A 25,719-nucleotide genomic window follows, 5' to 3' on the forward strand; every position below is an offset into this window, starting at 1 on the left:
CATCGTGGTTCGAGAGGCAGCGTTTCTGAGCTACACTTATCCACAAGCCAACCTATGTCAGGTGGCTATCACCCCTGGTCAAAATTCAACGCGCACAGGTGGTCAGATTTAAACGCGCGCCGACAGGTATTGCAGCAGTTGCTCGCCACGTTCCTCGTTGCTGTTGAGCGCGGAGATCGAAGCAACGAACACCGTCGCGCCACCCGCCCGGAGGTTTTCCGGTATTCCGTACCAGTAGTTGATCGCCCCGATCGAATCGAACCCCATCATTCCGTGCACCAGAACAATCGGGTAGCGGGTCTGCGTATAGGTGTCGGCCGAAACCACCGGCGACAACAGCAGAGCCATGAAACACATGAACATGCGCAAGCGTTTGTGATTCACCTTCTCCTCCTTCAGGTGTTTGTTGTGGTTTTCCGTACGCCTTCGTAGTGCACATAAAACTGCAAGGAACATGCTTTCAGCATCAAGCGAACCCGTTTTCAAGCCGCACTCAACGCCAATCGCACGAACACGCGCTCCCTATGGGCACTCCGACAACCCCGGATTTATTGGTATAGCGGCGAACAGGGCGTTGTCACGTTGCAATGCGGTAGCGGCATCGCAGCGTACGGTTCGGTATGCTCATCAGGCGTGTAGATGCCGCACCGATAGTTGCAATCTGCAACTTAAAAAATACTTTCAGCGGATCGCACCAGGAGTACCTCCGATGCTCGCCACGACACTTAGAACCCTCGGTGAAAGCTTCCTCGCCGCCGAACAGCGGACGATTCGCGAGCTCATTGACTGCAGTCAGAGCCAGGCGAGTGTCCTGCTACGCATTGCGCAGGCCGGCACGATCGGCATGCGCACTCTGGCGCGTCAGACCGGACTGGAGAAGACGGCGTTGACCCGTATCACCGACGCGCTGGAGGCAAGGGGTTGGATAAGCAAGCAGCCCGATCCGGTGGATGCGCGAGCGCTGCTACTCGTGACAAGCCCAAATGGTCTGCGGATCGCGCGTCAACTCGGCGAAAGGCTCGACACCGCCGCACTGGCACTGATCGGCGGCCTTGCGCCGGCCGATCGAGCAGCCGCCGAGCGCATCCTGAATCGCCTCTGCGCGCTGCTCGATACGGATGCCCGCGTGATGAAGCCGGAACTTGAGTAACATACGCGCCGGTTGCACCGGCCGGGGGGGCGGTGCCGTGATCCCACCGTGGACCGTTTCATGCGTCTTCTGCTTGCCGCGTCGCTGGTCGTATTCGCATTCGCTTCAACGATTGTTCGCGCCGAAGATCGCATCGTCAGGCTGGCGTCACTCGAGTGGCCGCCCTACACCGGTGCGAACATTTCCGAGGGGGGCACCGTCACCGATACGGTGCGCAGGGCGCTCGCTGCATCGGGCTACAAACTCATCGTCGAATACCACCCATGGCCCAAAGCCGTCGCAGTCGGCGAAACCGCCAAGGGCTTTGCCGGCTACTTCCCGAGCTACTACTCGTCGGACCGCGACCGCCGCACCGAACTATCGGACCCGATCGGCGAAAGCCCGCTTGGCTTTGCACAAAGAGCGGACTCGCCGAGCATCTGGGCCACGCTCGATGATCTGAAGTCGCTTCGTATCGGTGTCGTCGAGGGCTACATCAACACCACTGCACTTGACCGCAGGATCGCGAGTGGCGAGCAGAATTCCGATAGCACAAGCGACGACGTCAGCAATCTGATGAAACTCGCAGCGGGCCGCATCGACCTCGCGGTGATCGACTCGAAGGTGTTCGCCAACCTGATGGGCAACGACCACCGTCTCGTCGGCATGCGCGGCCAGCTCGTCATGAATTCGCGCCTGCTCGAACTCAAAAGCCTGCATGTCGCGTTTCGCCGTACGCCCGAGGGCAAGAAGCTCTCTCGCGCGCTGAGTGAAGGACTGCGCAAGATCGGCTATCAAGCGCCGGTCTTCAATCAGGGCAGCGACTAACACCGCACCCGGTCCGCATCCCAACGTACCTGCACAACCAACGATGAAGCTGTACTACGCGGACCAATTTGTGCTGCCGCTGCCCGAGGGGCATCGCTTCCCGATGGCGAAGTACCGGATGCTGCGTGAGGCACTGCTTGAGAGCGGGCGGTTCGACCCCGCTAATTTCTGCGTTCCCGCCGCCGCTGATGACGCGAGCCTGCTGCTTGCACACAGCCCCGATTACGTCCGCCGAGTGGTGTGTGGTGAGCTCGCAGCGGATGAGGTTCGACGCACCGGTTTTCCGTGGTCCCCTGAGATGGTGGAGCGTTCGCGCCGATCAACCGGTGCAACGATCGCTGCCTGCCGCAGCGCGCTGGAAGATGGCTGTTCTGCCAACCTTGCCGGCGGCACCCACCATGCCCATGCAGACTTCGGCTCCGGCTTCTGCGTGTTTAACGATGCAGCCGTTGCGGCACGCAGCGTTCTCGCCGAGGCACGGGTCACGCGCGTCGCAATCATCGACTGCGACGTCCATCAAGGCGACGGCACGGCCGCGATCCTCGCCGACGACCCGCGCGTGTTCACGTTCAGCATTCACGGCGCCAAGAATTTTCCCTTCCGCAAGCAACGCAGCGATCTCGACATCGAACTGCCGGACGGCACCAGCGATCTCGACTACCTCGCGGCACTGGCCGGCGGGCTGGCAACCGTCTTTGCCGAATCAAAACCCCAGCTGGTGATATACCTTGCTGGCGCAGATCCATTTGAAGGCGATCGTCTCGGACGCCTCGCTCTTAGCCGTGAGGGTCTTGCCAGCCGGGACCAAGCCGTCTTCGATGCCTGCATCGCCCACGGCGCTCGGCTTGCCATCGCGATGGCGGGCGGCTACGCCAACGATATTCGTGACACCGTTGCAATCCATTGCGAAACGGTTTGCCGCGCGCAGCAAAGCTTCTTCGGATCACCTGAATGAAGCTGCTTGGCGTCGACTTCACCTCCGCCCCCTCCCGCCGCAAGCCGATCACCGTTGCGCACGGTTTGCTCGACGGAGATCGGCTCGTTTGCGAACGCATCGCGATCTGCACCGACTGGCAGAGTTTCGAAGAAACGCTTCGCGCGCCCGGCCCTTGGCTCGGAGCCTTCGACTTCCCGTTCGGCTTGCCTCGCGATGGCGTGACCAGCCTCGCTTGGCCCATTCACTGGCCGGCGCTGGTTGCGCATTGCGCCAGCCTGGGTAAGGAGCGCTTCAAGGCTGCACTGAACGCCGATCGTGTCGCTCGCCCCCAAGGTGCGCGCTATCCGCACCGCGCCACGGACATCCCCGCGCGCAGCCACAGCCCCTTCAAGCTCGTGAACCCGCCGGTTGGAATGATGTTTCTTGAAGGCGCCCCAAGGCTGCTCGCGGCGGGCGTAACCATTCCGGGCATGCATGGCGGCGATCCAATGCGCATTGCGGTGGAGGCATACCCGGCGCTCGCCGCGCGGAAGATCAGCACGGCCTCGTACAAGAGCGACGAACGGGCCAAGCAGACCCCCGCGCGTGAATACGTACGGAGCCAGATTCTTTCCGCCCTGACCGACGGACAACTCACACCGGGCCTGAAGGTGAGTGCCCCAACGGATCTCATCGCGACAGCGCTGAACGATGGCAGCGGCGACTTGCTCGACGCAATCCTCGCGCTCACGCAGGCTGCCGCGGCATGGAACGCCCGCGACCATAACTACGGCCTGCCACTCGATTCCGACCCCATGGAAGGCTGGATCATCGGCGTGCCGCCTGTACAGCAGGAAAAATAATACTTGCAAAATCAAAAAATGAGATACACACTAACGGCTCGCCGAATTTCAAGCAGTGTGCAGTTGCAGTAGCTAGGCCCCGCAGCAGTTCTGCGTGCGGTTCTCCGGTTCTCGATCACGTCCGTCTTGATTTTCATTTTTTCCGGGTAAGGCGAATACCCAAATTTTTTCATCAGGACGCTAGATACATGGCTACCGGTACCGTTAAGTGGTTCAACGAATCCAAAGGCTTCGGCTTCATCACCCCGGATGAGGGCGGCGACGATCTGTTCGCGCACTTCTCCGCAATCCAGACCAAGGGTTTCCGCACGCTCGCCGAAGGCCAGCGCGTGAGCTTCGATGTCACGACCGGCCCGAAGGGCAAGCAAGCGTCGAACATCCGCCCCGAGTAATCAGCCACGGCTGATGCTTGTGAAAAGCCCGGTTCGCCCGGGCTTTTTTGTTGCCGCCCCAACCAAATTCGCAGACGTCCGGGTCTGCATCGGACAGGAGCCATGAATGGCGAAGGAAGAACTGCTGGAAATGAACGGTGTCATCGAAGAAGTGATGCCCGATACACGCTTCAAGGTGATTCTAGACAATGGTATCGGCGTGATTGCCTATGCCTCCGGCAAGATGCGCAAGCACCGCATCCGTATCCTCGCCGGCGACAAAGTGACGCTGGAAATGTCGCCGTATGACCTGACCAAGGGGCGGATCACCTTCCGTCACAAAGACGAACGTGGCCCCGCGATGGGCGCAGCGCCCGGCCACAACGGCCCGCGTCGCTGAGCATTCAGCCGGCACCGCAAAGCTGCCGAGCCTCCTGTGCGGACCCTCAGGGTCCGCACACCGCGTTGCGCTTCTCATGCAACGTTCAAACACCTCGACGTAACCAACAAGCCTCTTGGCACTGCGGCGCCGGAGGCAATGTTGCGCTTGCTCAGCCAAGCTCGCTGCCTTGACAGCGCGAGTTCCGCTATTGGTCAGATTGAATTCCTGAATTGGTGCAGTGCAAGAGCCAAATCTACACTTGCTCCAACCCGCCGGAAAGCAAACGCCGCGACAGACGGCACGCACCGGATCTGGAATCCACACCAAGGAACTTTGCCAATGAACCAAGAATTCAGCCTTCGCTTCCGTCACGCAGCTGGCGCCACCCTCAATGCCGACAGCCATTTCGCCGCTGCGGTTGACCATGCACGTACTGGCCGCTTTGAAGAGGCCGTCGAGGCCTTCCGCAAGGTACTGAGCTTCATGCCTGACCGCACTGAGGCTTGGCAAGGGCTTGGATACTGCTACCGTAAGCTGCGTAGCTTTGCGCAAGCGAACGAGGCTTACGGAGAGGCCCAGCGCCTCGATCCGTCCCGTGGTGCGATGTGGTTCAACGCACCGGTGGCGGCCATCGCCGTGCATTGATCGCCCTGGCCCTCCGGCAAAAAAAGATTCGACGACAACCCCGGCCGCATGCCGGGGTTGTCGTTTCTGCACAGCCATGACCCAAGCCCTAGAATGACGGTACTCAGGGAGGACCGGCACGTGGGCAGCGGAATGGCGAATTCGATACTTTCGACGGCAGCACTCCGAACAGTGGAGCTTGCCCACCAGGACGCGCATCCGACGCTCATGCAGCGGGCCGGCCGTGCTGCGGCCGATCTCGTCGAGAAGTTCCAGCTTTCGGACGGCCCGATCCTTGTAATGGCGGGCCCGGGCAATAACGGCGGGGACGGTCTGGTGCTGGCAACGGAATTGCGTCAGCGCGGCCGCCAGGTCGTGGTCGCATTCCTCGGCGACGAACAGCGACTCCCACCGGACGCCGCCGCAGCCATGACAGCATGGCAACAGTGCGGCGGGGAACTAGTAACCGAATTCAGCACAGGCGACTGGGTCTTGGCGGTCGACGCTTTGTTCGGCATCGGCCTTACCCGCGCGCTGACCGGCACTGCGGCGGACTGGATCAGCCGCTTCAACGCAATGTGCTGCCGACGGCTTTCGCTCGACATCCCCAGTGGCGTCGATGCCGACACAGGCCGTGTGCTCGGCTGCGCCGCGCGCGCAACCGATACGCTGAGCTTCATCGCCTGGAAGCCGGGTGTGATGACGCTGGACGGCCCAGATCACTGTGGCCAACTGCACTTGGCAACACTGGGCCTCGCTGTCGCCCGTCAGGACGGGAGTGGGCGACTGCTGGCCCGTGCGGACTTCACGCCTTGGCTCGCACCCCGTACACGCAACAGCCATAAAGGGCTCTACGGCGACGTCGGCATCGTCGGTGGTGCGGCGGGCATGGTGGGTGCGGCCTGGATCGCTGGCCGCGCCGCGCTGGCACTGGGCACCGGGCGCGTGTTTGTGGGCACGCTGGCGACCGATGCGCCGGGCATCGACCCCGCAACAGTCGAGCTGATGATGCGGCCTGCTCGCGAGCTGACGTCGCTCGCATCGGTACTGGCAATCGGACCCGGACTGGGCCAAAGCGAGGAGGCCCGTGCGCTGCTCCATGGCAGCCTCGCGTTTGCAGGGCCGCTAGTGCTCGACGCCGACGCACTGAATCTGATTGGCGCCGACGCTGCCCTGCAAACCCTGCTGAGTTCGCGTCAGCACAGCACGCTGATGACGCCCCACCCGGCTGAGGCCGCTCGCCTGCTTCAGTCAGCGACAACGGAAGTCCAGAACAACCGCGTCGCAGCGGCGCAAGCGCTTGCCATTCGCTATCGCGCACACGTCGCGTTGAAGGGTTGCGGCACCGTCGTCGCGCACCCGAACGGCACCTGGTCAATCAACACCAGCGGCAATCCGGGCATGGCCGTCGCAGGCATGGGGGACGCGCTGACCGGTTTCGCTGCAAGCCTGCTCGCGCAACACTGGCCCGCACCGGCAGCACTTGAAGCAGCGGTTCACCTGCATGGCGCGGCGGCTGATGCCCTCGTGGCGGAAGGGGTTGGACCGATCGGCATGCGCGCAAGCGAGGTGATTGATTCCGCGCGGCGCATCCGGAACGCCTGGACGATCAAGTCCACATGACCTCTCCCTACATCAAACACCGCCGGGCACACGATGGGCAGGGCTGACAGCGCCCACCCGGTGCGCGGCGTGCTGCTTTTTTGCGTCGCCGTCGTGCTCTTTGCCGGCCTTGATGCGACCGCCAAGCACCTCTCACAACGCTGGCCGGTCGGCATGCTGGCATGGGGCCGCTATGTGGTGCACTTCGTACTGATGACGGCTTTCCTCGCGCCGACATGGCGGGGGCGTCTGCTGGCAAGCAAGCGCCCGGTCCTGCAGAGCATTCGCGGCTTTAGCCTGGTCGTTGTCACCGTGCTTGCGATGGCGGCCTTCAAACGCATGCCGCTGGCTGAAGCGACCGCCCTGCTGTTCGCGTCGCCATTGCTGGTCGCTCTGTTAGCGCGCCCGATACTGGGCGAATACATTGGCAAGCTACGCTGGACCGCGGTGCTGCTCGGTTTTGCCGGTGTGATCATGCTGACGCGCCCCGGCAGCGGCCTCGACCCGATCGGCGTTGCCTGCGCCCTGGCGGCCGCGGTGGCCTACGCCGGTTATCAGTTGATGACACGGATTCTGAGCCACAGCAGCCACCCGGTCACGATGCTGTACTACACCGCACTGGCCGGCACGCTCACGCTTTCAATCGCGCAGCCGCTGATCGGCCCGCTGAGCTGGCCGGGTTGGGCCGACGGAAGCCTGATTGTCGCGCTGGGGCTTTTGGGTGGCACGGGCCACTACCTGCTCACCCGAGCGTTCCGCGAAGCGCCCGCCTCGCTGCTGTCACCACTGATTTACACGCAACTGATCTGGGCCGCCTTGCTTGGCTGGCAGGTGTTCGGCAACACGCCGTCGGCCGCCACCATAGCCGGGATGTTGGTCATCGGCGCGTCCGGCCTGATCATCGCTTACGACAGCACGCGCAGCCGATAGTCCGGCCGAACTACAGCACGGAGGCGAGTCGATTCAAGGCTTCCTGCAGCCGCGTGCGGCTACTGGCAGCGCCGAGCGATACACGGATACCGGCAGGTTCCGCGTGAATCGCAGCAGCGAAAGTTTCCGATGGCACCACCGCAACGCCGGCACGCCGCGCCAGATCGGCAACCCTCTGCGAATCGCGGCCGCGGACGAACGGTAGCCACAGGTGAGGTGAAGCGCTGGCACCTTCCAGTTCATTTCCAGTCAGAATCGTTCGCACAAGCTTCCAGCGTGCCGACAGCTCGCGCCGCTGGCGCTGCAGGCGCACATTTGCGGTGCCGTCCGCAATCCACCGACGCGCGATCTCGGCCCCCAGCGGAGAGATATACCAGTGCGTGTGGTGCTCCAATGCCTCCTGCCGGCCCTGTAACGCAGGGGGAAGCACGAGGTAACCCAGCCTCAGCCCCGGTGCCACGGTTTTCGACAGACCGCTAACGTGGCAGACACGCTCGGGTGCAAGGCTCGCGAGCGACGGCTGCAACACCGGCATCAGCGCGCCATACACGTCTTCCTCGATCAAGATCAGATCGTGGCGGCGCGCCACCGCGATGATCGCCTCACGTCGCGCCATGCTCCAGGTGCGAGCCGTGGGGTTATGCAGATTCGGCATGCAGACAACACATTTGAGGCCTTGCTGCGCAGCACGCTCCAGTGCGTCCGGCACGAGACCGTCCCGGTCCATTGGCAATGCGTGGAGTGTCAATCCACGGCTGCGCGCGATCGCCTTGAGGCCGGGCCAGCAAAGGCTCTCGCAACCGATCACGTTGGCGCCAACCGCCGCCAACGCAGCCTCCATCGCGTGCTGCGCGCCGGCACAGAGGACGATCTGCTCCGCCACGCACTTCACTGCATGCTCGGCTAGCCACACCTCCGCGGCCAGGCGATGCAGATGCAGATCCCCCGGCGTCGGGTAATCGACGAACCGCTCGAGGTCGCCCTCTTCCATCATTGCCGCAATGGCCTTCGCGAGCGCGTCGTCACCGGCGAGCTTGGGCGGCGTGTTGGTGGACAAGTCGATCAGCGTGTCCTGGGGCCGGTCGGCAAACGCAAAAAGCCGCGCTTCGGCCGCGCCACCTAGCACAAACGTGCCCCGCCCCACCTCGCCGCCGATCAGGCGTTGCCGCTCCGCTTCGCGATAGGCGCGCGTCACCGTGCTGACGTTGATCCCCAGTAGATCCGCCATCAGGCGATGTGTCGGCAAACGATCTCCCGCCTTCAGGCTACCTCGCCGAATCGCGTCGGCCAGTTGATCCACGATGGCACGGTAGGCCGGGCGATCAACACCTGAAAGCGTGGGCAGCCAAGTTGTCATGCACACAATCCAAAAAAATGTGCGTACAAAATGCCACGCATCACACACCACCACAAGCGGAGACGACGATGCGAATTTCACGCGACGACATCCTTCAGGCCATGACGCACGTGCGGCCGCTAGTGGCAGCAACACCGCAGTACCATTGGCCGCTTTTGAATGACGCACTCGGCTGCGACGCATTGGTCAAGCACGAGAACCACGCACCAACGGGCGCGTTCAAGATCCGCGGCGGCCTGAACTACTTCGCCCAGCTCGCCACGCAAGGCGGGCTGCGCGGCGTGGTGTGCGCGACACGCGGCAATCACGGCCAATCCGTGGCAATGGCGGGCGCGCTGCACGGCTTTGAAGTCCATGTCGTGGTGCCGAACGGAAACAGCAGCGAGAAGAACGCGGCGATGCGCGCACTGGGCGCCCGGGTCATTGAACATGGCAGCGATTTCCAGGCGGCACGTGAGCACGCAAGCGAGCTCGCAAGAACCCGCGGCTGGCATCAGGTGCCCGCGTTCCACCCGGCCCTTGTTGCCGGCGTAGCCACCTACGCCTGGGAGTTGCTGACAAGCCCGAATGTGCCTGATGTGGTGTACGTGCCGGTCGGCATGGGCTCGGGCTTGTGCGGCATGATCGCTGCACGTGATGCCCTCGGCCTGCGTACCGAAATAGTCGGGGTCGTGTCAGCGCACGCACCCGCTTATGCGCACGCATTCTTCAGTGGTGTCGACACGGAGGCTGCCGCCGAGACCCGCTTGGCAGACGGCCTCGCATGCCGCCGGACCGACCCGGATGCGCTCGCCATGATTCGTCGCGGAGCGAGCCGAATCGTCATGGTGAGCGACGATGAAGTCGCCAGCGCAATGCGGCTGCTATTCGCATGCACCCACAACGTCGCCGAAGGCGCTGGCGCCGCATCGCTTGCCGCCGCGCTACAGGAGAAGAAGGCACTCAGAGGCCGCCGCGTCGGCATCATCGTGACCGGAGGCAACGTGGACAGCCGCACTTTTGCCGATGTTTTAGGGCGTGACGCCGCACTCGCCGAGGCTGCGTGAACGCAACGCGCTGCCCGAAAACTGAGCTCGACGCCAACTTGTGGTGCGCCCCCGGCTGCGCGATGCGCATAGTCCTTGGCGATCGCCTCGCCGCCGTATACCGTAGCGCCTTGATGGAGCGGCTTTGATGCCGCGTACCGCCGCGCCCTGATCTACGGGCGCGATTGCCTGAAGGCCTGCCATGCAAATCACTGAACAACTCCGCGCCGAAATCCTGCGCAACGTCGCCGCTTCGCTTGCCGAAGACATCGGCACCGGCGACCTCACCGCTCGCCTGATCCCCGCCGACCGCAACGCCCGCGGCCGTGTCATTACCCGCGAAGCCGCCGTGCTGTGCGGTACCGAATGGTTCTCTGCCACCTTCGCCGCGCTTGAGCCGGACAGCACGATCGTCTGGCACGCAAAGGATGGCGACAAGGTCGAGCCCGGCCAGCTGCTGTGCGACGTGCTCGCAACCGCCCGCTCGCTGCTGACCGCTGAGCGCACCGCGCTGAACTTCCTGCAACTGCTCTCTGCGACGGCGACCACAACCAACGCCTATGTCGAGGCGGTTGCGGGAACGAAGGCGAAGATCGTTGATACCCGCAAGACCTTGCCAGGGCTGCGGCTCGCTCAGAAATACGCAGTCGCGGTCGGCGGTGGCACCAACCATCGCGTGGGGCTGTACGACGGCATCCTGATCAAGGAAAACCACATCCTCGCTGCAGGAAGCATCGCGAAGGCAGTTGAGGCCGCACGCGCGATCGCGCCGTCGAACGTGTTCATCGAAGTTGAAGTGGAAAATCTCAATGAACTGCGCGAGGCACTCGACGCGGGCGTTCGGATGGTACTGCTCGACAACATGTCGCTCGAAGAAATGCGCGAAGCGGTGAAGCTGACCGCCGGGCGCGCGGCCCTTGAGGCCAGCGGCGGCGTCGGTCTGGAAGGTGTTCGAGCGATTGCAGAAGTCGGTGTCGACCGGATCTCGGTCGGGAGACTGACCAAGGACGTACACGCGATCGATCTATCCCTGCGGCACACCGAACGCTGATGGGCGATCGCCTTCGTAGCATCAGTTTGGCTTGCGGCAGCCGCGCTTTAGGGCTATATATGCCGATCGACTTTCGCAGCCCCTCTTTGAACAGGTCAGTTCCGTAACGGAACGGCCCGGGAATCACCTCGATGTCCGTTTTCTTTGTTGCCTACTACATCGTTTCAATCATTGTTCTGGTGCTGCATTTCACTGGATTCCTGAACCGCCACAACCTTGAATGGTTGATCTACATCCTCGCGATCACGGTGTTTCCGGCAGTCATTTATCTGTAGCGATCGAACACCCAAAGAAAAAGCGGCCGGGAATCCCCGGCCGTTTTGATTTTTGGCTCAGCGTCGGGTGATCACGCAACACGCGCCGCAATGAATGCCTTGATCGCCTCCGCGTCCGCATCCATCACCTCGACGCGTTGCGGAAGCGCTTCGATCCCGTCGTAGCCCGCGGGACGCTCGGGCTGGCGACCGAGCGCCTCCTGAATCGTCTCCTCAAACTTCGCCGGCAAGGCCGTCTCAAGTACAACCATCGGAATGCCCGGCTCGCGGTGGTCGGCGGCAACCTTAAGGGCGTCCGCCGTGTGCGGATCAACGGTGACCTTGTAGCGAGTTTCCGTCGCACGAATCGTCGCAAGGCGATCCGCGTGCGAACTGCTGCCCGACACGAAACCGTAGTCTGCAATCTTCGCGAAGTACGGCGTCGCGGAGAGATCAAACGCCCCACCCGCATCCACCTTGGCCCACAGATCGCGCACGACGTCGGCGTTGCGGCCAACTAGGTCAAACACGAAGCGTTCGAAGTTGGACGCCTTCGAGATGTCCATCGAGGGGCTCGAGGTGGCGTGCGTTTCGGCGGTACCACGCGGGCGATAGACGCCCGTGCGGAAGAACTCATCGAGCACGTCGTTCTCGTTCGTCGCCAACACCAGTTTTCGGATTGGCAGCCCCATCATGCGCGCGATGTGGCCGGCGCAGATGTTGCCGAAGTTGCCGGACGGCACGGCGAACGACACCTCGTCGCCGGCCTTCTTGGTGACTGCGAAGTAGGCCTTGAAGTAGTACACCACCTGAGCGGAAACGCGCGCCCAGTTGATCGAGTTCACCGTGCCGATCGCATACTTGCGCTTGAACGCGAGGTCGTTCGACACCGCTTTCACGACATCCTGGGCGTCGTCGAACATGCCGCGGACGGCGATGTTGAAGATGTTCGCGTCCTGCAGCGAGTACATCTGCGCGCGCTGGAACGGACTCATGCGGCCATCCGGCGACAGCATGAACACACGCACACCACGCTTGCCCCGCATCGCGTACTCGGCCGCCGAGCCTGTATCACCCGACGTGGCGCCGAGGATATTGAGCGACTGCCCTGTCTTGTCCAGCGCGTACTCGAACAGGTTGCCAAGCAGCTGCATGGCCATGTCCTTGAACGCGAGCGTCGGCCCGTTGGAGAGCTCCAGCAGGTGCAGGCCAGGCTCCAGCGTGGTGAGCGGCGTGATCTCGCTCGCCTTGGCGGCATCGCGCGCATTGCAGTACACCGTCGCCGTGTAGGTGCGATTGATCAGCGACCGCAGGTCATCAGCCGGGATGTCATCGGCAAAACGTGACAGCACCGCAAAGGCGAGCTCCGGATAGCTCAGCGCACGGAGCGACTCGATCTCGTCGGTCGAAAAGCGCGGATAGCGCTCCGGCATCGCCAGACCGCCATCCTCCATCAAGCCGCCGAGCAGGATGTCGAGGAAGTGCATCGGCGCGGACTGGCCGCGCGTCGAAACGTAGTTCATCGCCATCTCAGTTGCCCAGCTCTTCCAGACGAATCTTGGTGACCGAGCCATCAACGGTGGCAAGCTGCTCGATACGCTCGATCGCGGCGACCACGTTGCGTTCCAGCACCTTGTGCGTCAACAGGATGATGCTGGCCTTGTCCACGCCTTCCGGCGGCTCCTTCTGGATCATGGCTTCGATCGAAATGCCATGATCAGCCAGGATGCGCGCCACATCGGCGAGCACGCCCGGGCGGTCGAACACCTGCATGCGCAGATAGAACGAGGTCTCGACGTCACCGATCGAAAGGATCGGCAACTCGAACACCTGGTCAGCCTGGAACGCCAGGTGCGGCACGCGATGTTCCGGGTCGGACGTATGCATGCGCGTCACATCGACGAGGTCGGCGACCACCGCGCTCGCGGTGGGCTCTGCGCCAGCACCACGGCCGTAGTACAGCGTATGCCCGACGGCATCGCCCTTGACGAGCACCGCGTTCATCACGCCTTCGACGCTCGCGATCAGACGGCGCTCAGGGATCAGCGTCGGGTGAACGCGCAGCTCCACACCACGCGGCGTGCGGCGCGTGATGCCGAGCAGTTTGATCCGGTAGCCGAGTTCTTCTGCGTAGGCGATGTCTTCGCGAGTCAGCCTGGAGATACCCTCGACATAGGCTTTGTCGAACTGCATCGGAATGCCGAACGCGATCGCGCTCATGATCGTCAGCTTGTGAGCCGCATCGACACCTTCGACGTCGAAGGTCGGGTCGGCTTCGGCATAGCCAAGCTCCTGAGCCGCCTTCAGCGCGGTATCAAAGGAGATCCCCTTGTCGCGCATCTCGGTCAGGATGTAATTCGTCGTGCCATTGATGATGCCGGCGATCCATTCGATGCGGTTGGCGGTGAGGCCTTCGCGCAGCGCCTTGATGATCGGGATTCCACCTGCGACGGCGGCTTCAAACGCCACCATGACGCCCTTCTTCTGGGCCGCGGCGAAGATCTCGTTACCATGCAGCGCCAGCAGCGCCTTGTTTGCAGTCACGACGTGCTTGCCGTTGGCGATCGCTTCCAGCACCAGCTCGCGCGCGATGCCGTAGCCACCAATCAACTCGACCACGATGTCGATTTCGGGATCGCGAACCACCTCGAACGCATCAGCCGTGACGCGAGCCTTGTCGCCCACGACCTTGCGAGCGAGTTCCACATTGCGGTCTGCTACCGACGCAATTCGAATGGGACGCCCGGCACGACGCGTGATTTCTTCCTGATTCCGGGACAGCACGGTAAATGTGCCGCCACCGACGGTCCCAATGCCCAGCAGGCCAACGTTGATCGGTTTCATGACAGGTGTTTCTTGAAATTGATGGAGGGATTGATCGAGCTTCTGCGGAAAAGGAAGCGGCACGCGCCATCGTGCTGCGTATCCGGTTCAGGCAACGCAATGCAACTTGCCGAGCAGGATGCTTCCACGCTCAGAGCCGGGGCCAGGCGGTGACCTGCTCCCGGTGAGCGAGACGACCCGTTGGTGACAAGGTCGTCAAAGAGATACTTCTCGCCGAAAGCGGAATCCGCACGGTTCCGAACGACGGCTAACAGCTTGTGAGACGCCGCCAGATTGCCGGCGACGTCCGTAAAAGGCGACAGTTTAGCGTTTTCAACCGCCATGCCGCTTCCGATATTGCTCCAGGAAGCGTGCGATACGCCCGATTGCCTCGCGCAGGTCGTCTTCGTGCGGCAAGAACACCACCCGGAAATGGTCTGGCGTCGGCCAGTTGAAGCCGGTTCCCTGCACGACCAGCACCTTCGATTCCTCAAGCAACTCGAGAATGAACTGTTGGTCGTTTTCGATCGGGTAGAGCTTGGGATCGAGACGCGGGAAGCAGTACAGCGCGGCCTTTGGCTTGACACAGCTCACCCCAGGAATCTGATTGAGCAGGTCTACGGCGATATCGCGCTGACGCGTCAGGCGGCCGCCGGGCGCAACGAGATCCTTGATGCTCTGATAGCCGCCCAGCGCCGTCTGGATGGCAAGCTGACCCGGCGTGTTCGAGCACAGGCGCATCGAGGCCAGCATGTTGAGCCCTTCGATGTAATCAGCCGCCCGCCGCTTTTCGCCAGACACCACCATCCAGCCTGCGCGATATCCACAGGAGCGGTAGTTCTTCGACAGCCCGTTGAAGGTAACGAAGAGCACGTCGTCGGCGAGCGAAGCGATGCTGGTATGTACTTCGCCGTCAAAGAGTGTCTTGTCGTAGATCTCGTCTGCAAACACGATGAGGCCATATTCGCGGGCAATGTCGACGATGCCTTGCAGCGTTTCCACCGGATAAAGCGCGCCGGTCGGATTGTTCGGGTTGATCACCACGATGCCCTTGGTGTTGGGCGTGATCTTGCGGCGGATGTCCTCCAGATCGGGCAGCCAGCCCGACGCCTCGTCGCACAGATAGTGGCGCGGTGTACCACCGGACAGGCTCACCGCTGCGGTGTAGAGCGGGTAATCCGGCGCAGGCAGCAACACCTCGTCGCCCGAGTTCAGCAGGGCCTGCATACTCATGACGATCAGCTCGGAGGCGCCATTGCCGATATACACGTCATCCACAGTAACGCCGGCAATGCCCTTCTCCTGCGTGTAGTGCACGATCGCCTTGCGCGGCGCGAATAGCCCCTTGGAATCGGTGTAACCCGCGGCATCGGGCAGGTTGCGGATCATGTCCTGCACGATCTCGTCGGGGGGCAGCAGGCCGAACGGGGCGAGGTTGCCGATGTTCAGCTTGATGATCTTCTGCCCTTCTTCCTCCATCTGTCGGGCACGCGCCAGCACCGGGCCGCGGATGTCGTAGCAGACGTTGGAGAGCTTGGCCGACTTATGAAGCGGGCGCGCGGCGCGGGCAGCGGCCACCGGCTCGAGTCCGTGTTCGCCCGTAATCCGCAACAGATTTCCCGCAGTCATAGTCTTCTCCAAGCGTCATCCGGCCCGGTCAGTACGCCAAGGCACGGCAAATCAAAAGGTTATAATCGTAGCCAAGCCTCACCACTGCCGCAATCGCGGTGCAACAAACGATGAAACTCAACCTCGATCTGTCGGCTGGAACCAACGTTGTCACCGCTCACGGCGCTGGGTTCATTGCAATCAATGGCCAGCGTCATTCGACCAGCCTGATTGTCGGGCCACAGTTGCTGGACACCGCGTGGGGCAAGGATCGCTTCGAATCACTCACGCTCGACGATTTTGCCGCGCTGGCAGCTCACGGAGCGGTCATCACCCTGGTTGGCACCGGGCAACGTCAGCGCTTCCCGTCACCACAATTGCTGCGCCCCCTGATCGAGGCTCAGCGCGGTTTCGAAATCATGGACACCGCCGCTGCCTGCCGGACCTACAACATCCTGGCAGCGGAAGGTCGCAAGGTGATCGCCGCAATGGTCATTGAATCAGCAGCTTAGCGACAGCCACTTTTCAGCCATTTGCGGGGCACGATCCGGCTCGGCTACTCTGACGCGGAATCCACTCACGGAGACCGCGATGGCAGGATTGGCAGCACCCGATTTCTCCCTCCCCGCGACCAGCGGAAAAACCATCAGCCTCCGCGACCTCGCGGGTCGCACGGTGGTGCTCTACTTCTACCCCAAGGACAACACGCCCGGCTGCACGACCGAGGGTGAGCAGTTTCGCGACTTGCACGACGAATTCGCGAAACACAATGTCACGGTGCTGGGCGTTTCGCGCGACAGCATCAAATCGCACGAGAACTTCAAGAGCAAGAAGGAATTCCCTTTCGATCTGCTGTCTGACCCGGACGAGACACTCTGTGAAGCCTTCGGCGTCATGAAGCTGAAGAACATGTACGGCAAGCAGGTTCGCGGCATCGAACGCAGCACCTTCGTCATCAACGCGAAAGGAGAAATCTGCCGCGAGTGGCGCGGCGTCAAGGTTCCCGGTCACGCGCAGGCAGTGCTCGACTTCGTCGCATCGCTCTGACCCCTTCTGTCTTTCGAACTCACGCGGAAGCTCTAGCTCATGAACGCAAAACGCCAGCCAGCCAGCACAGCCGCCAAGACGAAACTCTTCGTGCTCGATACCAACGTGTTGATGCACGACCCGAACTGTCTTTACCGGTTCGAAGAGCACGACATTTTCATCCCGATCCAGACCCTGGAAGAGCTCGACGCCCACAAGAAGGGTATGTCCGAAGTGGCGCGCAACGCGCGTCAGGCAAGCCGCATGATGGACGACATCGTGACCTCGGCGCCGGACGGCATCGAGACCGGCATTGATCTGACCGAGCCTTCGCGCGAGCTTGCGACCGGCCGGCTATTCCTGCAAACCGAAGCGATTCCGATCGAACTGCCGGTCAACGTACCGACCGCAAAGACTGACAATCAGATCCTGGCCGTCGTACACCACCTGGCCACCAAAGCCCCGAAGCGACCGGTGATCCTAGTGTCGAAAGACATCAACATGCGGATCAAAGCCCGCGCGATGGGCCTCGAAGCGCAGGACTACTTCAACGACAAGGTCCTCGAAGACACCGATCTGCTCTACACCGGCGTTCGAGAGCTTCCGGCGGACGTCTGGGACACCCACGGCAAGGACATGGAGTCGTGGAAGGAAAACGGCCGCACGTTCTACAAGCTGCGCGGCCCCCTGTCCGCTGAGCTGGTCGTCAATGAATTCGTGTACCAGGAAGGCGAGCGGCCGCTCTACGCGCTAGTGAAGGAACGGAACGGGCCGACGGTCGTCCTTGAAACGCTGATCGACTTCTCGCATCAGAAGAACAACGTCTGGGGCATAACGGCGCGAAACCGGGAACAGAACTTCGCGCTGAACCTCTTGATGAACCCCGAAGTCGACTTCGTCTCATTGCTCGGCCAGGCGGGTACCGGCAAGACCTTGCTTACGCTCGCAGCGAGCCTGACGCAAGTACTGGAGACCAAGCGCTACAGCGAAATCATCATGACGCGCGTGACGGTGCCGGTCGGCGAAGATATCGGCTTTCTCCCCGGCACCGAGGAAGAGAAGATGGCGCCGTGGATGGGTGCGCTTGAAGACAACCTCGACGTGCTCAACGGCAACGCCGAAGAAGGCGGGCATTACGGTGGCGAATGGGGGCGCGCCGCAACGCGTGATCTGATCCGCACCCGTATCAAAATCAAGAGCCTCAACTTCATGCGCGGGCGTACCTTCATCAACAAGTTCCTCATCATCGATGAAGCACAGAACCTTACGCCGAAGCAGATGAAGACGCTGATCACGCGCGCCGGCCCTGGGACCAAGGTAGTCTGCCTGGGCAACATCGCGCAGATCGATACACCCTACCTGACAGAAGGGAGTTCCGGACTGACCTACGTCGTGGACCGCTTCAAGGGCTGGGCACACAGCGGCCATATCACGCTGCAGCGCGGGGAACGCTCGCGCCTGGCCGACTGGGCAGGGGAAGTGCTGTGAGTGACGCGCCGCGCCCGGAGTCTGCTGCGGCGCGGCGCCATTGGCGGCGGACCCTCGCGCTCACACTGGCGCTGCTCGCGGTCTGGTTTGTCGTCACGCTCGTCACAAGCTTCATGCCGGAGCGATTGAACGATTGGGAATTTCTCGGCTTCCCGCTCGGCTTCTACTTCGCCGCACAGGGCGCATTGCTGATCTACTTGGCCATCGTCGGCATCCACACATGGGCAATGAACCGACTCGACCAGCACTACAAAGACGCGCGCGACGAGTGAAGCGCGCGCCGTCGGCGTAATACGCTCAGGCAGCGAAACGACGTTCGCCGGGGATGGCGTCGTCCAGCACCCAGTTGCGGACCGCCGTGCGGCCCGGCAGTTGTTCAACGCGCCAATGCGCAAGCTTTACGCCGGTGCCAGCCAGTTCGGCCAGCGCGCGCGAGCGAGATGGATGTGCGGGCTCGCCAGCGCGATCCAGTACAACCACCGCGACAGGCCGGAAGTCCTTCCGACACACGACGAAGTCAAGGACCGCAAGACCAAGATGCTCACCGCGGGGCAGCAGCTTTGCGCTGCTGACATGGGTGAGCACTTCGAACTCTGGCAAGGCGACTTTCAGCAGGAGATAAACAAGGCGCTCTTCGCGTGCAAGCAGCTCAGTCTCCATCGGCGACGGCTTGCCGCCCATCGACGGCTGCACAGCGCTCGGCGAAGAAGCCTTGTTCACGTTGCCGAGATCAGCTGACGCGGCGAGCAGGAACTGCGCCTCCCGCGACGAAGCGTCCATGCGCGACACCTGGATTGCGCGAAGACAGCGACGCACCGACCAAACGCCAAGTGCAATCAGTGCGAAGAAAAACAGATAGGAAAACACCTTCATGGCGGGGACCCAGAGGGCGAAACGGATGGGCGAGATTCTAGTTGTATTCCAACGGAATGCCTTGATACCGCCGGCAATCCGCGACCAACGGTAACATCTAGGTACACGTCAACACAAAATCAAGGGTTTACCGTGCGCTTTTGCCAAGTTATAGTCGCACGATGCGCATAAAAACAACACTCTGTATTGCGTGCCTGGCGATGTGTGCCGGGCGGGCGCTTGCGGCGGAGCCACCGGAGCATGTACCGGGCGCTCCGGCGACGCTGACATCAGAGTCCATTGTTGCACGCTCGGAGTCGCTTATCGATCGTGCTTCGCGCGGCGCTGGCGACCTGATGAACTCGGGCCTTCAATACCTTGGAATCCGTTATCGCTTTGGAGGCAACTCCGCCGAAACTGGATTTGATTGCAGCGGGCTTGTACGTCGGGTGTTCATGGACGCACTGGGGCTGAACCTGCCACGCACCGCCAAGGAAATGGCCAACACAGGTGAGCGCATCAACCCGTCAGAGCTCAAACCGGGCGATCTGGTGTTCTTCAACACCATGCGTCGCACCTTCTCACACGTCGGCATCTACCTTGGCGACAACCGCTTCCTGCATTCGCCGTCGGCGGGCGGCAAGGTTCGGGTTGAGAGCATGTCTGACGATTACTGGCGTACACGCTTCAACGGTGCCCGCCGGGTTGTCGACCAGCCCGAGTTGCGAGCAACCGATACAAGCATCCGCTAAGCCACGCACTAACGAGACGCGGTTCTTGATGGCCGCGGTCAGGTCTTAGTTTGGCCCGCACCCCGGCCTTCCGCAGCAGCTTCACAGTGTCGATGCGCGACAGTTGCGAGCCGCGCAAAAGCCACATTCAACGCGTCGAGACGTTCCGAAATCATTCCTGCAAGATTCAGGGCGACTTGTTCGAAGCTGGGCGTGGTTGCTCGCATCAGCTCGATTTCTTCCTGCAGTAGCCAGAGCCTCTCGCGGCGGTCAGGGTCTGCGGCGGCAATCATCTGTTCGATCAACGCGCGCCGCTCGGCGACGAAACCAGCAACGTCAGTGCTCGCCAAGACTCTGAGGTGGCGGAATTCAGTGTCAGTCATCGCTGCCGCTCCGACCGCAGGAGGAACGTTCATCCTACGCCCGAGTGCGCTTTAGGACCAAACTCCGCAACCAAAACAACGCGCAGAAAAAAGGCCCACCTTGGTGGGCCTTTATTACTGATGTTGCCGTGGAGTGATCAAAGCGTCATTACGCGGCAACGGGCATCCGATCGCGCAGCAATGCCTTGCGTGTCGTACCGCCCTGGTCTGCGGAGCTCCCAAGCAACTCCTTCATATCCAGAATCAGGACGATTTGTCCGTTCGACAGCGTCGTCACCCCTGCTACGCCCTTCGGACGGAAGGCGTCGAGTGACTTGATCACCGCATCTTCGCGGCCGGCAAAGGAATCAATCGCAAGCACATAGTTGCGTTCAGCGGTCTGCATCAGCACACCGTATTCGGCAACATGTTCCTGCGGCCAGCCAAGCAGACCGGACAGCGTGTAGATCGGCAACACCTCGCCACGCACCACCATCGTCGCGCGACCTCCGACCTCCTGAACATGCTGGGCCTCGATCGGCAGGATTTCGCGCACCATCGACAGCGGCACAGCGAACGGCTGCTCTGCAAGTCTCACCACCAGCACCGGCAGGATCGCAAGGGTAAGCGGCAACGATATGATGAAAGTCGTGCCCTTGCCTTGTGTCGAGCGGATGTCGATGGTGCCGTTCAGCTTCTGGATGTTGGTTTTGACGACATCCATGCCCACGCCACGGCCGGACACATCGGATACCGCTGAAGCCGTCGAGAAGCCGGGGAGGAAGATGAGGTTGTAGCTCTGACGCTCATCCATCGTGTTGGCCTCTTCATCGGTGATGAGGCCTTTTTCGAGCGCTTTGGCACGCAAGCGCTCAGCATTCATGCCACGACCGTCGTCGGCGACGATGATCACGATGTGATCACCTTCCTGCCTCGCTTCCAGGCGCACCACCGACTTGTCGGACTTGCCGGCAGCCAGACGCTCGTGCGTAGGCTCAACACCATGATCTACGGCGTTGCGGATCAAGTGGATGATCGGGTCAGAGAGATCCTCGATCATAGTCTTGTCAATTTCCGTTTCCTCACCGCTGAGCATCAGCTCGACATCCTTGCCGAGGCTGCGCGCGAGGTCACGGGCGATACGCGGATACTTCTGGAACAGCCGGCCGATCGGCTGCATGCGGGTCTTCATGACCGCGTTCTGCAGATCAGAGACAAGCAGATCGAGCTGACTGACCGCCACGTCCAGCGCGTGCAGGGTTTCCGAATCGCTGCGGCCGTTCAGGATGTCTGAGCGCAGCGCATTCAAGCGGTTCTTGGTCAGGCCGATTTCGCCAGAGAGGTTCAGCACCTGGTCGAGGCGCGAGGTATCGACGCGGATCGAGTTGTCGCGCGTACGTTCGACTTCGCGTCGGCCGGTCGGGCCGCTGTAGCCCGGTTTATCGCTGGCACGACGCCCGATTGCTGCCTTGATGATCTCGTCTGCCGACTTGCCATCAAGATCATGTGCGGGCTCAACTGCCGCCACCACCGCAGCCGGTGCCGCCGCAGGCGCGACGGCGGATGCAGGCGATACACCCGTCACTGCCTCATACAGGGCGTACCAGTCAATGCCGTCATCGCCTACCGGGTGATGAACCACGACCGGCGCCACGGGAACCAACGCGGTCTCAGCCTTCGGTGCGGCGGCCGGTGCTGGCGCCGGAGCGGCCGGTTTCGACGCACCGCCGACAAGATTGCCGGCGATGGCAAGCTTCAGCTGCGAGATCAGGTGCGGGTCGGCGGCCGAAGGCTGCTGCCCGCGCTCAAGCTCGTTGAACATGTCGCGTACCGCGCCGGTTGCGGCAAGGATGACATCCATCGCGTCCGGCGTAATCGCGAGCTCCGCGTTACGCAGCTTGTCGAACAGATTCTCGGTCAGGTGGCACAGAGTCACCAGTTCCGTGGCATTGAGGAACCCTGCCCCACCCTTGATCGTGTGGAAGCCGCGGAAAATCTCGTTGAGCAAACCGGTGTCGTTCGGCGTGCGCTCGAGGTCGACAAGTTTGTTGTCGACGCCCGATAGCAAATCGCCCGCTTCGATCAGGAAGTCCTGAAGGAGATCTTCCATCCCCGCAAAATCGCTCATAGCTCGCTCCGAATCACCGATGTCTTACGCCAGTCCGGCTCTAAGTCGGTCATGCAACGCTGTCAGAAGCCCAGGCTCTCGAGCAGATCGTCCACCTGCTCCTGGTTGGTCACGACATCCTCGCGCCCTTCAGCACTGACCACCGGGCCGTTCAGCAGGCCTTCGCTGGCAGAAGAGCGTTTGTTCTCCGGTACCACCTGCAGCAGCACGTTCACCAGGCCCTCTTCCAGCACCGCCGCCATGTCGACGATCTTCTTGATCACCTGACCGGTCAGATCCTGGAAGTCTTGCGCCATCATGATTTCAAGCAGTTGCTCGTTCACCAGCTTGCTGTCGTCTGCGACCTGACCGAGGAAGCCCCGCGTTTCCTGAGCAAGTGCCTTGAACTCGTCGACGGAAAGCTCCTTCGCGTAGAGTTTGTCCCAACGCTCGCGCAGCTGCCGCGACATCTCTTCCTGCCGGTCCTGGATCGGCTGTGCAATGTCGGTGGCGTTGAGCACCCGGCTTGCGGCCTGCTCAGTCATCGTCGCGATATACGACAAACGCTGGCGCGCATCGGGGATCTGCCGCGCAGTCTCCTCAAGCATCCGGTCGTAGCCCAACTCGCGCAGGGTGTCGTGCAGCATCCGCGTCATCTGGCCGATCTTGGTGAAGACCGATTCCTGGCGCTCCTCCGGTGTCAAGGGTTCTGCGGGCACTTCACGCGCCTCGCCCTCAAGAACGTCCTGCCCGCCCGAACTGAACTTCGACGCTACATCGTCGAAGAGATGCTGCAATTCGTCGCTGTCGCCTTCGTCGGCAGGCGGACGGGGCGCTGTGGCCTCGCTCGCGATGCTGTCGAACAGCTCCTGCAGTTCGTCGTTGTCACCTGATCCGTCATTCGCTGGCCGTTTTGCCATTTCCGGCTCCTGTTGGTCTTTCACACCGAATGCGCAGCGCTAAGAGAGGCGCACCGCACACCACGCATGTCGCGGATTAGCCCGCCTTGCCCATTTTTTCGAAGATCTTCCCCATCTTTTCGGACAGGGTCGCCGCGGTGAAAGGCTTCACGATGTAGCCACTCGCACCGGCCTGCGCAGCCATGATGATGTTTTCCTTCTTGGCCTCTGCCGTAATCATCAGAACAGGCAGATCCTTCAGCGCAGAACTCGCGCGAATCGCTTGCAGCAACTCGATGCCGGTCATGTTGGGCATGTTCCAGTCGGTCACGACGAAGTCGAATCCGCCGCCTTGCAGTTTCTGCAAAGCCACGGCGCCGTCTTCCGCCTCATCGACGTTTGTGTAGCCCAATTCCTTCAACAGGTTGCGGACGATGCGACGCATCGTCGAAAAGTCATCAACCACGAGGAATTTCATCTTGGGATCGGACATATTTTTCTCCGGGGTTATTCCCTGTGCGACTTCATCAGATATGGGCGCAGCGTCTCGGCAAGCACCTCAGCATCGAACTTTGCCACATACGCATCGACGCCGACTGACTTGCCCATCGCACGATTCGCTTCGGACGAGAGCGACGAGTGCATGACCACCGGGATGCCCTCGAAGCGAACGTCGCTCTTGATATTGCGGGTCAGCACGTAGCCGTCCATCTCCGGCATTTCAGCGTCGACCAAGATCAGGCTGAGCTCGTCTGCCAGGCGGCGCTTCTGCAACTGCGCGTGCGAGGCCATCCCTTCAAGCCGGGTCCAGGCCTCAAAGCCATTCATTGCGTGTTTGTGCCGTACGCCGAGCTTGTCCAGCACTTCGACGATTTTCTTACGAGCGACCGACGAGTCATCAACGAAGAAGATATTCGATTCGACGTCTTTTCCGAGCGGCGCGATCTGGCCGATCGGCGCTTCGCCAAAGGTTTGCGCGAGGATCGTCTCGACATCGAGGATCGAAACCAGACGGCCATCCGGCAGTTCGGTGATCGCAGTAATGAAGCTGACGGCGGACGAAGACACGTTTTCGGGCTGGCGAACCTTGTCCCATTCGACGCGGATAATGCGGTCCACGTCACTGACGAGGAAGCCGAGCGTGCGCTTGCTGTACTCGGTGACCATCATCGAGCCCCCGAGGCCGGCCTCCGGGCCGTTGAGGCCGAGGATGCGGCCCAGCGACAGCACCGGGATCACGTTGCCACGCAAGGAAATCAGGCCTTCCACGCCGGAAGGCATGTTCGGCGCCTTGGTGATGAAGGGCGTCTTCGAGACTTCGCGCACCTTGAACACGTTGATGCCGAAAGTCTCGGTGGTGCCGAGCGAGAACAGCAGGATTTCCATCCGGTTCGAGCCGGCGAGCTTCGTCCGTGCATCAACCGAATCGAGCAGATTGCCTTGTACCTGATCCATGGCGCTTCCCTTCAGAGCATGTCCTGATCGCCGTCGATGTACTTCAACAGCGAGTCAGCCAATCGATGCGGCTCGAATTTGGACACGTAGGCATCAACGCCCACCGATTTGCCGAGCGCCTGGTTCGACATGCCCGACAGCGATGAATGCATGAGGATCGGAATTCCCTCGAAACGCGGATCCGACTTGATCTTCTTGGTCAGGATGTAGCCATCCATCTCGGGCATCTCGATATCGGTCAGGATCACCGTGACCAGCTTGTTCATCTTCTTGCCGACGATGTCAGCATGGTTCGCAAGCTTTTCCAGCTCATCCCACGCCGCGCGGCCGTTGACCGCGCTTAACGACCGGATCCCCATTTCCTTGAGCGTGCGCTCGATCTGCTTGCGCGCAACTGCCGAATCGTCGGCGTAGAAAACCGTAGCGTCTTTCTTGCGAACCTTGGGCAGATCCTTGAACAGGAAGTCGTCGTCGTACTTGGTGGTTTCGGACAGCACCTTTTCGACGTCGAGCATCATGATCAGGCGGCCGTCGTCCAGTTCCGTGACCGCTGTGACCAAGCCGCCAAGGCGCGAGGTCAGCATTTCCGGCGGCACCCGCATCTGCGCCCAGTCGAGCCGCAGGATGGTGTCGACCGCCTCAACCAGGAAGCCCTGGGTGTGGCCGTTGTATTCGGTCACGATCATGATGTCGCGCTTGCCGTCGGTGTTCACGCCGGTGTACTTGGCCAGATCGACGATCGGCACAAGCTGCCCGCGCAGTGAAACCATGCCTTCGACCGCGCTCTGCATGTCGGGCGCAGCCGTGATCGGCGGCGTACGCATCACTTCGCGCACTTTGAAAACGTTGATGCCGAAGGTTTCGCGCCGATTGGTGCGCTGATCCTCGCCCAAGGTGAAGAGCAGGATCTCGAGCTTGTTCGTACCAGCCAGGCGCGTCCGCGCGTCAATGCTCTTCAGTAGTTCGGACATTCGTCTCTCCAACTCCAGGCCCTGCCTGCGTTCTTGCAGGCGTCAATAACACTAACGGCACCGCG

The 25,719-nt window shown here is 61.7% G+C and carries 30 protein-coding genes; 17 read left to right on the forward strand and 13 right to left on the reverse strand.

Translation table 11 applies throughout. From position 1 onward, the window contains the following. Window positions 1-108: 108 nt before the first annotated feature. On the reverse strand, window positions 109-384 hold the full coding sequence (locus ACE3P0_RS18760) for an esterase/lipase family protein (protein ID WP_374404306.1): 276 nt from the start codon (window positions 382-384) through the stop codon (window positions 109-111). 325 nt (window positions 385-709) lie between these two features. Here ACE3P0_RS18760 and ACE3P0_RS18765 point away from each other — a divergent pair, with 325 nt between their 5' ends. The 9 genes from ACE3P0_RS18765 to ACE3P0_RS18805 all read left to right on the forward strand — a co-directional run bounded on the left by ACE3P0_RS18765 (window position 710) and on the right by ACE3P0_RS18805 (window position 7,645). Next, the gene (locus ACE3P0_RS18765) at window positions 710-1,150 is read left to right on the forward strand and encodes a MarR family winged helix-turn-helix transcriptional regulator (protein ID WP_374404307.1); all 441 of its coding nucleotides are present in this window, start codon (window positions 710-712) and stop codon (window positions 1,148-1,150) included. A 60-nt stretch (window positions 1,151-1,210) separates the two neighbouring features. Further along, window positions 1,211-1,957, forward strand: a complete 747-nt coding sequence (locus ACE3P0_RS18770) for a substrate-binding periplasmic protein (protein WP_374404308.1) — start codon at window positions 1,211-1,213, stop codon at window positions 1,955-1,957. A gap of 43 nt (window positions 1,958-2,000) precedes the next feature. After that, a complete protein-coding gene (locus tag ACE3P0_RS18775; protein WP_374404343.1) occupies window positions 2,001-2,912 on the forward strand; it encodes a histone deacetylase in 912 nt (303 codons plus the stop codon). After that, a complete protein-coding gene (locus ACE3P0_RS18780) occupies window positions 2,909-3,736 on the forward strand; it encodes a DUF429 domain-containing protein (RefSeq protein WP_374404310.1) in 828 nt (275 codons plus the stop codon). The genes ACE3P0_RS18775 and ACE3P0_RS18780 overlap by 4 nt, the downstream gene beginning before the upstream one ends. Window positions 3,737-3,924: 188 nt before the next feature. Continuing rightward, on the forward strand, window positions 3,925-4,128 hold the full coding sequence (locus tag ACE3P0_RS18785) for a cold-shock protein (RefSeq protein WP_267729903.1): 204 nt from the start codon (window positions 3,925-3,927) through the stop codon (window positions 4,126-4,128). A gap of 106 nt (window positions 4,129-4,234) precedes the next feature. Then, window positions 4,235-4,507 carry a translation initiation factor IF-1 gene (infA, locus tag ACE3P0_RS18790; RefSeq protein WP_374404312.1) on the forward strand — a complete coding sequence of 91 codons (273 nt, stop codon included), beginning with the start codon at window positions 4,235-4,237 and terminating at the stop codon, window positions 4,505-4,507. Window positions 4,508-4,828: 321 nt separating this feature from the next. Next, window positions 4,829-5,134 (forward strand): tetratricopeptide repeat protein, encoded by a 306-nt coding sequence (locus ACE3P0_RS18795; protein ID WP_374404313.1) that lies wholly within the window; start codon window positions 4,829-4,831, stop codon window positions 5,132-5,134. A 171-nt stretch (window positions 5,135-5,305) separates the two neighbouring features. Further along, the gene (locus tag ACE3P0_RS18800; protein WP_374404314.1) at window positions 5,306-6,736 is read left to right on the forward strand and encodes an NAD(P)H-hydrate dehydratase; all 1,431 of its coding nucleotides are present in this window, start codon (window positions 5,306-5,308) and stop codon (window positions 6,734-6,736) included. 33 nt (window positions 6,737-6,769) lie between these two features. Further along, window positions 6,770-7,645: a DMT family transporter gene (locus ACE3P0_RS18805; RefSeq protein WP_374404315.1), complete on the forward strand. Its 876-nt coding sequence runs from the start codon at window positions 6,770-6,772 to the stop codon at window positions 7,643-7,645. Between the two features lie 10 nt (window positions 7,646-7,655). Here ACE3P0_RS18805 and ACE3P0_RS18810 read toward each other — a convergent pair whose 3' ends face one another. Beyond that, the gene (locus ACE3P0_RS18810; protein ID WP_374404316.1) at window positions 7,656-9,002 is read right to left on the reverse strand and encodes a PLP-dependent aminotransferase family protein; all 1,347 of its coding nucleotides are present in this window, start codon (window positions 9,000-9,002) and stop codon (window positions 7,656-7,658) included. Between the two features lie 68 nt (window positions 9,003-9,070). Between ACE3P0_RS18810 and ACE3P0_RS18815 the strand changes: the two genes are divergently transcribed. The 3 genes from ACE3P0_RS18815 (at window position 9,071) to ACE3P0_RS18825 (ending at window position 11,353) form a co-directional block, all read left to right on the forward strand. After that, window positions 9,071-10,048, forward strand: a complete 978-nt coding sequence (locus tag ACE3P0_RS18815; RefSeq protein ID WP_374404317.1) for a threonine dehydratase — start codon at window positions 9,071-9,073, stop codon at window positions 10,046-10,048. 181 nt (window positions 10,049-10,229) lie between these two features. After that, on the forward strand, window positions 10,230-11,078 hold the full coding sequence (gene nadC / locus ACE3P0_RS18820; RefSeq protein WP_374404319.1) for a carboxylating nicotinate-nucleotide diphosphorylase: 849 nt from the start codon (window positions 10,230-10,232) through the stop codon (window positions 11,076-11,078). 131 nt (window positions 11,079-11,209) lie between these two features. Continuing rightward, entirely contained in the window at window positions 11,210-11,353 is a 144-nt protein-coding gene (locus tag ACE3P0_RS18825; protein WP_374404320.1) for a hypothetical protein, read from the forward strand. Window positions 11,354-11,424: 71 nt separating this feature from the next. Here the strand turns inward: ACE3P0_RS18825 and thrC are convergent, their stop codons facing one another. From thrC to ACE3P0_RS18845, 4 genes are read right to left on the reverse strand one after another with little or no spacing between them, the layout of a single operon-like run. Beyond that, complete coding sequence (gene thrC, locus ACE3P0_RS18830; protein ID WP_374404321.1) at window positions 11,425-12,855, reverse strand: threonine synthase; 1,431 nt, start codon at window positions 12,853-12,855, stop codon at window positions 11,425-11,427. Window positions 12,856-12,862: 7 nt separating this feature from the next. After that, a complete protein-coding gene (locus ACE3P0_RS18835) occupies window positions 12,863-14,176 on the reverse strand; it encodes a homoserine dehydrogenase (RefSeq protein ID WP_374404322.1) in 1,314 nt (437 codons plus the stop codon). Continuing rightward, window positions 14,173-14,499 (reverse strand): hypothetical protein, encoded by a 327-nt coding sequence (locus ACE3P0_RS18840; protein WP_374404323.1) that lies wholly within the window; start codon window positions 14,497-14,499, stop codon window positions 14,173-14,175. Before ACE3P0_RS18840 ends, ACE3P0_RS18835 begins: the two co-directional genes overlap by 4 nt. Next, entirely contained in the window at window positions 14,489-15,784 is a 1,296-nt protein-coding gene (locus tag ACE3P0_RS18845; protein WP_374404324.1) for a pyridoxal phosphate-dependent aminotransferase, read from the reverse strand. The genes ACE3P0_RS18840 and ACE3P0_RS18845 overlap by 11 nt, the downstream gene beginning before the upstream one ends. 110 nt (window positions 15,785-15,894) lie before the next feature. Between ACE3P0_RS18845 and ACE3P0_RS18850 the strand changes: the two genes are divergently transcribed. From ACE3P0_RS18850 to ACE3P0_RS18865, 4 genes are all read left to right on the forward strand, one after another. Further along, a complete protein-coding gene (locus ACE3P0_RS18850) occupies window positions 15,895-16,275 on the forward strand; it encodes an Mth938-like domain-containing protein (RefSeq protein ID WP_374404325.1) in 381 nt (126 codons plus the stop codon). 79 nt (window positions 16,276-16,354) lie between these two features. Next, window positions 16,355-16,810, forward strand: a complete 456-nt coding sequence (gene bcp / locus ACE3P0_RS18855; RefSeq protein WP_374404326.1) for a thioredoxin-dependent thiol peroxidase — start codon at window positions 16,355-16,357, stop codon at window positions 16,808-16,810. A 39-nt stretch (window positions 16,811-16,849) separates the two neighbouring features. Beyond that, window positions 16,850-18,277, forward strand: a complete 1,428-nt coding sequence (locus ACE3P0_RS18860; RefSeq protein ID WP_374404328.1) for a PhoH family protein — start codon at window positions 16,850-16,852, stop codon at window positions 18,275-18,277. Further along, a complete protein-coding gene (locus ACE3P0_RS18865; protein ID WP_374404330.1) occupies window positions 18,274-18,549 on the forward strand; it encodes a DUF4212 domain-containing protein in 276 nt (91 codons plus the stop codon). The genes ACE3P0_RS18860 and ACE3P0_RS18865 overlap by 4 nt, the downstream gene beginning before the upstream one ends. Before the next feature lie 25 nt (window positions 18,550-18,574). Here ACE3P0_RS18865 and ACE3P0_RS18870 read toward each other — a convergent pair whose 3' ends face one another. Further along, complete coding sequence (locus ACE3P0_RS18870; protein ID WP_374404331.1) at window positions 18,575-19,150, reverse strand: hypothetical protein; 576 nt, start codon at window positions 19,148-19,150, stop codon at window positions 18,575-18,577. Between the two features lie 335 nt (window positions 19,151-19,485). On the opposite strand from ACE3P0_RS18870, the gene ACE3P0_RS18875 reads away from it, so the two are divergent. Continuing rightward, the gene (locus ACE3P0_RS18875) at window positions 19,486-19,881 is read left to right on the forward strand and encodes a C40 family peptidase (RefSeq protein WP_374404332.1); all 396 of its coding nucleotides are present in this window, start codon (window positions 19,486-19,488) and stop codon (window positions 19,879-19,881) included. A gap of 38 nt (window positions 19,882-19,919) precedes the next feature. Here the strand turns inward: ACE3P0_RS18875 and ACE3P0_RS18880 are convergent, their stop codons facing one another. From ACE3P0_RS18880 to ACE3P0_RS18905, 6 genes are all read right to left on the reverse strand, one after another. Then, window positions 19,920-20,243: a DUF3135 domain-containing protein gene (locus ACE3P0_RS18880; RefSeq protein WP_374404333.1), complete on the reverse strand. Its 324-nt coding sequence runs from the start codon at window positions 20,241-20,243 to the stop codon at window positions 19,920-19,922. A gap of 148 nt (window positions 20,244-20,391) precedes the next feature. Further along, on the reverse strand, window positions 20,392-22,350 hold the full coding sequence (locus tag ACE3P0_RS18885; protein ID WP_374404334.1) for a chemotaxis protein CheA: 1,959 nt from the start codon (window positions 22,348-22,350) through the stop codon (window positions 20,392-20,394). 62 nt (window positions 22,351-22,412) lie between these two features. Beyond that, complete coding sequence (cheZ, locus tag ACE3P0_RS18890) at window positions 22,413-23,249, reverse strand: protein phosphatase CheZ (RefSeq protein WP_374404335.1); 837 nt, start codon at window positions 23,247-23,249, stop codon at window positions 22,413-22,415. 76 nt (window positions 23,250-23,325) lie between these two features. Beyond that, a complete protein-coding gene (cheY, locus tag ACE3P0_RS18895) occupies window positions 23,326-23,721 on the reverse strand; it encodes a chemotaxis response regulator CheY (protein WP_374404336.1) in 396 nt (131 codons plus the stop codon). A 14-nt stretch (window positions 23,722-23,735) separates the two neighbouring features. Further along, window positions 23,736-24,683, reverse strand: coding sequence for a chemotaxis protein (locus tag ACE3P0_RS18900; protein WP_374404337.1), 948 nt, complete (start codon window positions 24,681-24,683; stop codon window positions 23,736-23,738). Between the two features lie 11 nt (window positions 24,684-24,694). Further along, window positions 24,695-25,654 carry a chemotaxis protein gene (locus tag ACE3P0_RS18905; protein WP_374404338.1) on the reverse strand — a complete coding sequence of 320 codons (960 nt, stop codon included), beginning with the start codon at window positions 25,652-25,654 and terminating at the stop codon, window positions 24,695-24,697. Window positions 25,655-25,719: the final 65 nt, after the last annotated feature.

Source organism: Niveibacterium sp. (genome assembly GCF_041909475.1).
Taxonomy (GTDB): Bacteria; Pseudomonadota; Gammaproteobacteria; order Burkholderiales; family Rhodocyclaceae; genus Niveibacterium.

Bases quoted from the DNA above. Each gene is read 5' to 3' on its own strand.
- ACE3P0_RS18900 (WP_374404337.1), bottom strand. From the start codon at position 24,683: ATGGATCAGGTACAAGGCAATCTGCTCGATTCGGTTGATGCACGGACG.
- ACE3P0_RS18885 (WP_374404334.1), bottom strand. From the start codon at position 22,350: ATGAGCGATTTTGCGGGGATGGAAGATCTCCTTCAGGACTTCCTGATC.
- ACE3P0_RS18835 (WP_374404322.1), bottom strand. From the start codon at position 14,176: ATGAAACCGATCAACGTTGGCCTGCTGGGCATTGGGACCGTCGGTGGC.
- thrC (WP_374404321.1), bottom strand. From the start codon at position 12,855: ATGAACTACGTTTCGACGCGCGGCCAGTCCGCGCCGATGCACTTCCTC.
- ACE3P0_RS18805 (WP_374404315.1), top strand. From the start codon at position 6,770: ATGGGCAGGGCTGACAGCGCCCACCCGGTGCGCGGCGTGCTGCTTTTT.
- ACE3P0_RS18905 (WP_374404338.1), bottom strand. From the start codon at position 25,654: ATGTCCGAACTACTGAAGAGCATTGACGCGCGGACGCGCCTGGCTGGT.
- ACE3P0_RS18845 (WP_374404324.1), bottom strand. From the start codon at position 15,784: ATGACTGCGGGAAATCTGTTGCGGATTACGGGCGAACACGGACTCGAG.
- ACE3P0_RS18795 (WP_374404313.1), top strand. From the start codon at position 4,829: ATGAACCAAGAATTCAGCCTTCGCTTCCGTCACGCAGCTGGCGCCACC.
- ACE3P0_RS18775 (WP_374404343.1), top strand. From the start codon at position 2,001: ATGAAGCTGTACTACGCGGACCAATTTGTGCTGCCGCTGCCCGAGGGG.
- ACE3P0_RS18825 (WP_374404320.1), top strand. From the start codon at position 11,210: ATGTCCGTTTTCTTTGTTGCCTACTACATCGTTTCAATCATTGTTCTG.
- ACE3P0_RS18785 (WP_267729903.1), top strand. From the start codon at position 3,925: ATGGCTACCGGTACCGTTAAGTGGTTCAACGAATCCAAAGGCTTCGGC.
- bcp (WP_374404326.1), top strand. From the start codon at position 16,355: ATGGCAGGATTGGCAGCACCCGATTTCTCCCTCCCCGCGACCAGCGGA.
- cheZ (WP_374404335.1), bottom strand. From the start codon at position 23,249: ATGGCAAAACGGCCAGCGAATGACGGATCAGGTGACAACGACGAACTG.
- ACE3P0_RS18875 (WP_374404332.1), top strand. From the start codon at position 19,486: ATGAACTCGGGCCTTCAATACCTTGGAATCCGTTATCGCTTTGGAGGC.
- ACE3P0_RS18770 (WP_374404308.1), top strand. From the start codon at position 1,211: ATGCGTCTTCTGCTTGCCGCGTCGCTGGTCGTATTCGCATTCGCTTCA.
- infA (WP_374404312.1), top strand. From the start codon at position 4,235: ATGGCGAAGGAAGAACTGCTGGAAATGAACGGTGTCATCGAAGAAGTG.
- ACE3P0_RS18870 (WP_374404331.1), bottom strand. From the start codon at position 19,150: ATGAAGGTGTTTTCCTATCTGTTTTTCTTCGCACTGATTGCACTTGGC.
- ACE3P0_RS18880 (WP_374404333.1), bottom strand. From the start codon at position 20,243: ATGACTGACACTGAATTCCGCCACCTCAGAGTCTTGGCGAGCACTGAC.
- ACE3P0_RS18840 (WP_374404323.1), bottom strand. From the start codon at position 14,499: ATGGCGGTTGAAAACGCTAAACTGTCGCCTTTTACGGACGTCGCCGGC.
- nadC (WP_374404319.1), top strand. From the start codon at position 10,230: ATGCAAATCACTGAACAACTCCGCGCCGAAATCCTGCGCAACGTCGCC.
- ACE3P0_RS18810 (WP_374404316.1), bottom strand. From the start codon at position 9,002: ATGACAACTTGGCTGCCCACGCTTTCAGGTGTTGATCGCCCGGCCTAC.
- ACE3P0_RS18860 (WP_374404328.1), top strand. From the start codon at position 16,850: ATGAACGCAAAACGCCAGCCAGCCAGCACAGCCGCCAAGACGAAACTC.
- ACE3P0_RS18815 (WP_374404317.1), top strand. From the start codon at position 9,071: ATGCGAATTTCACGCGACGACATCCTTCAGGCCATGACGCACGTGCGG.
- cheY (WP_374404336.1), bottom strand. From the start codon at position 23,721: ATGTCCGATCCCAAGATGAAATTCCTCGTGGTTGATGACTTTTCGACG.
- ACE3P0_RS18850 (WP_374404325.1), top strand. From the start codon at position 15,895: ATGAAACTCAACCTCGATCTGTCGGCTGGAACCAACGTTGTCACCGCT.
- ACE3P0_RS18780 (WP_374404310.1), top strand. From the start codon at position 2,909: ATGAAGCTGCTTGGCGTCGACTTCACCTCCGCCCCCTCCCGCCGCAAG.
- ACE3P0_RS18765 (WP_374404307.1), top strand. From the start codon at position 710: ATGCTCGCCACGACACTTAGAACCCTCGGTGAAAGCTTCCTCGCCGCC.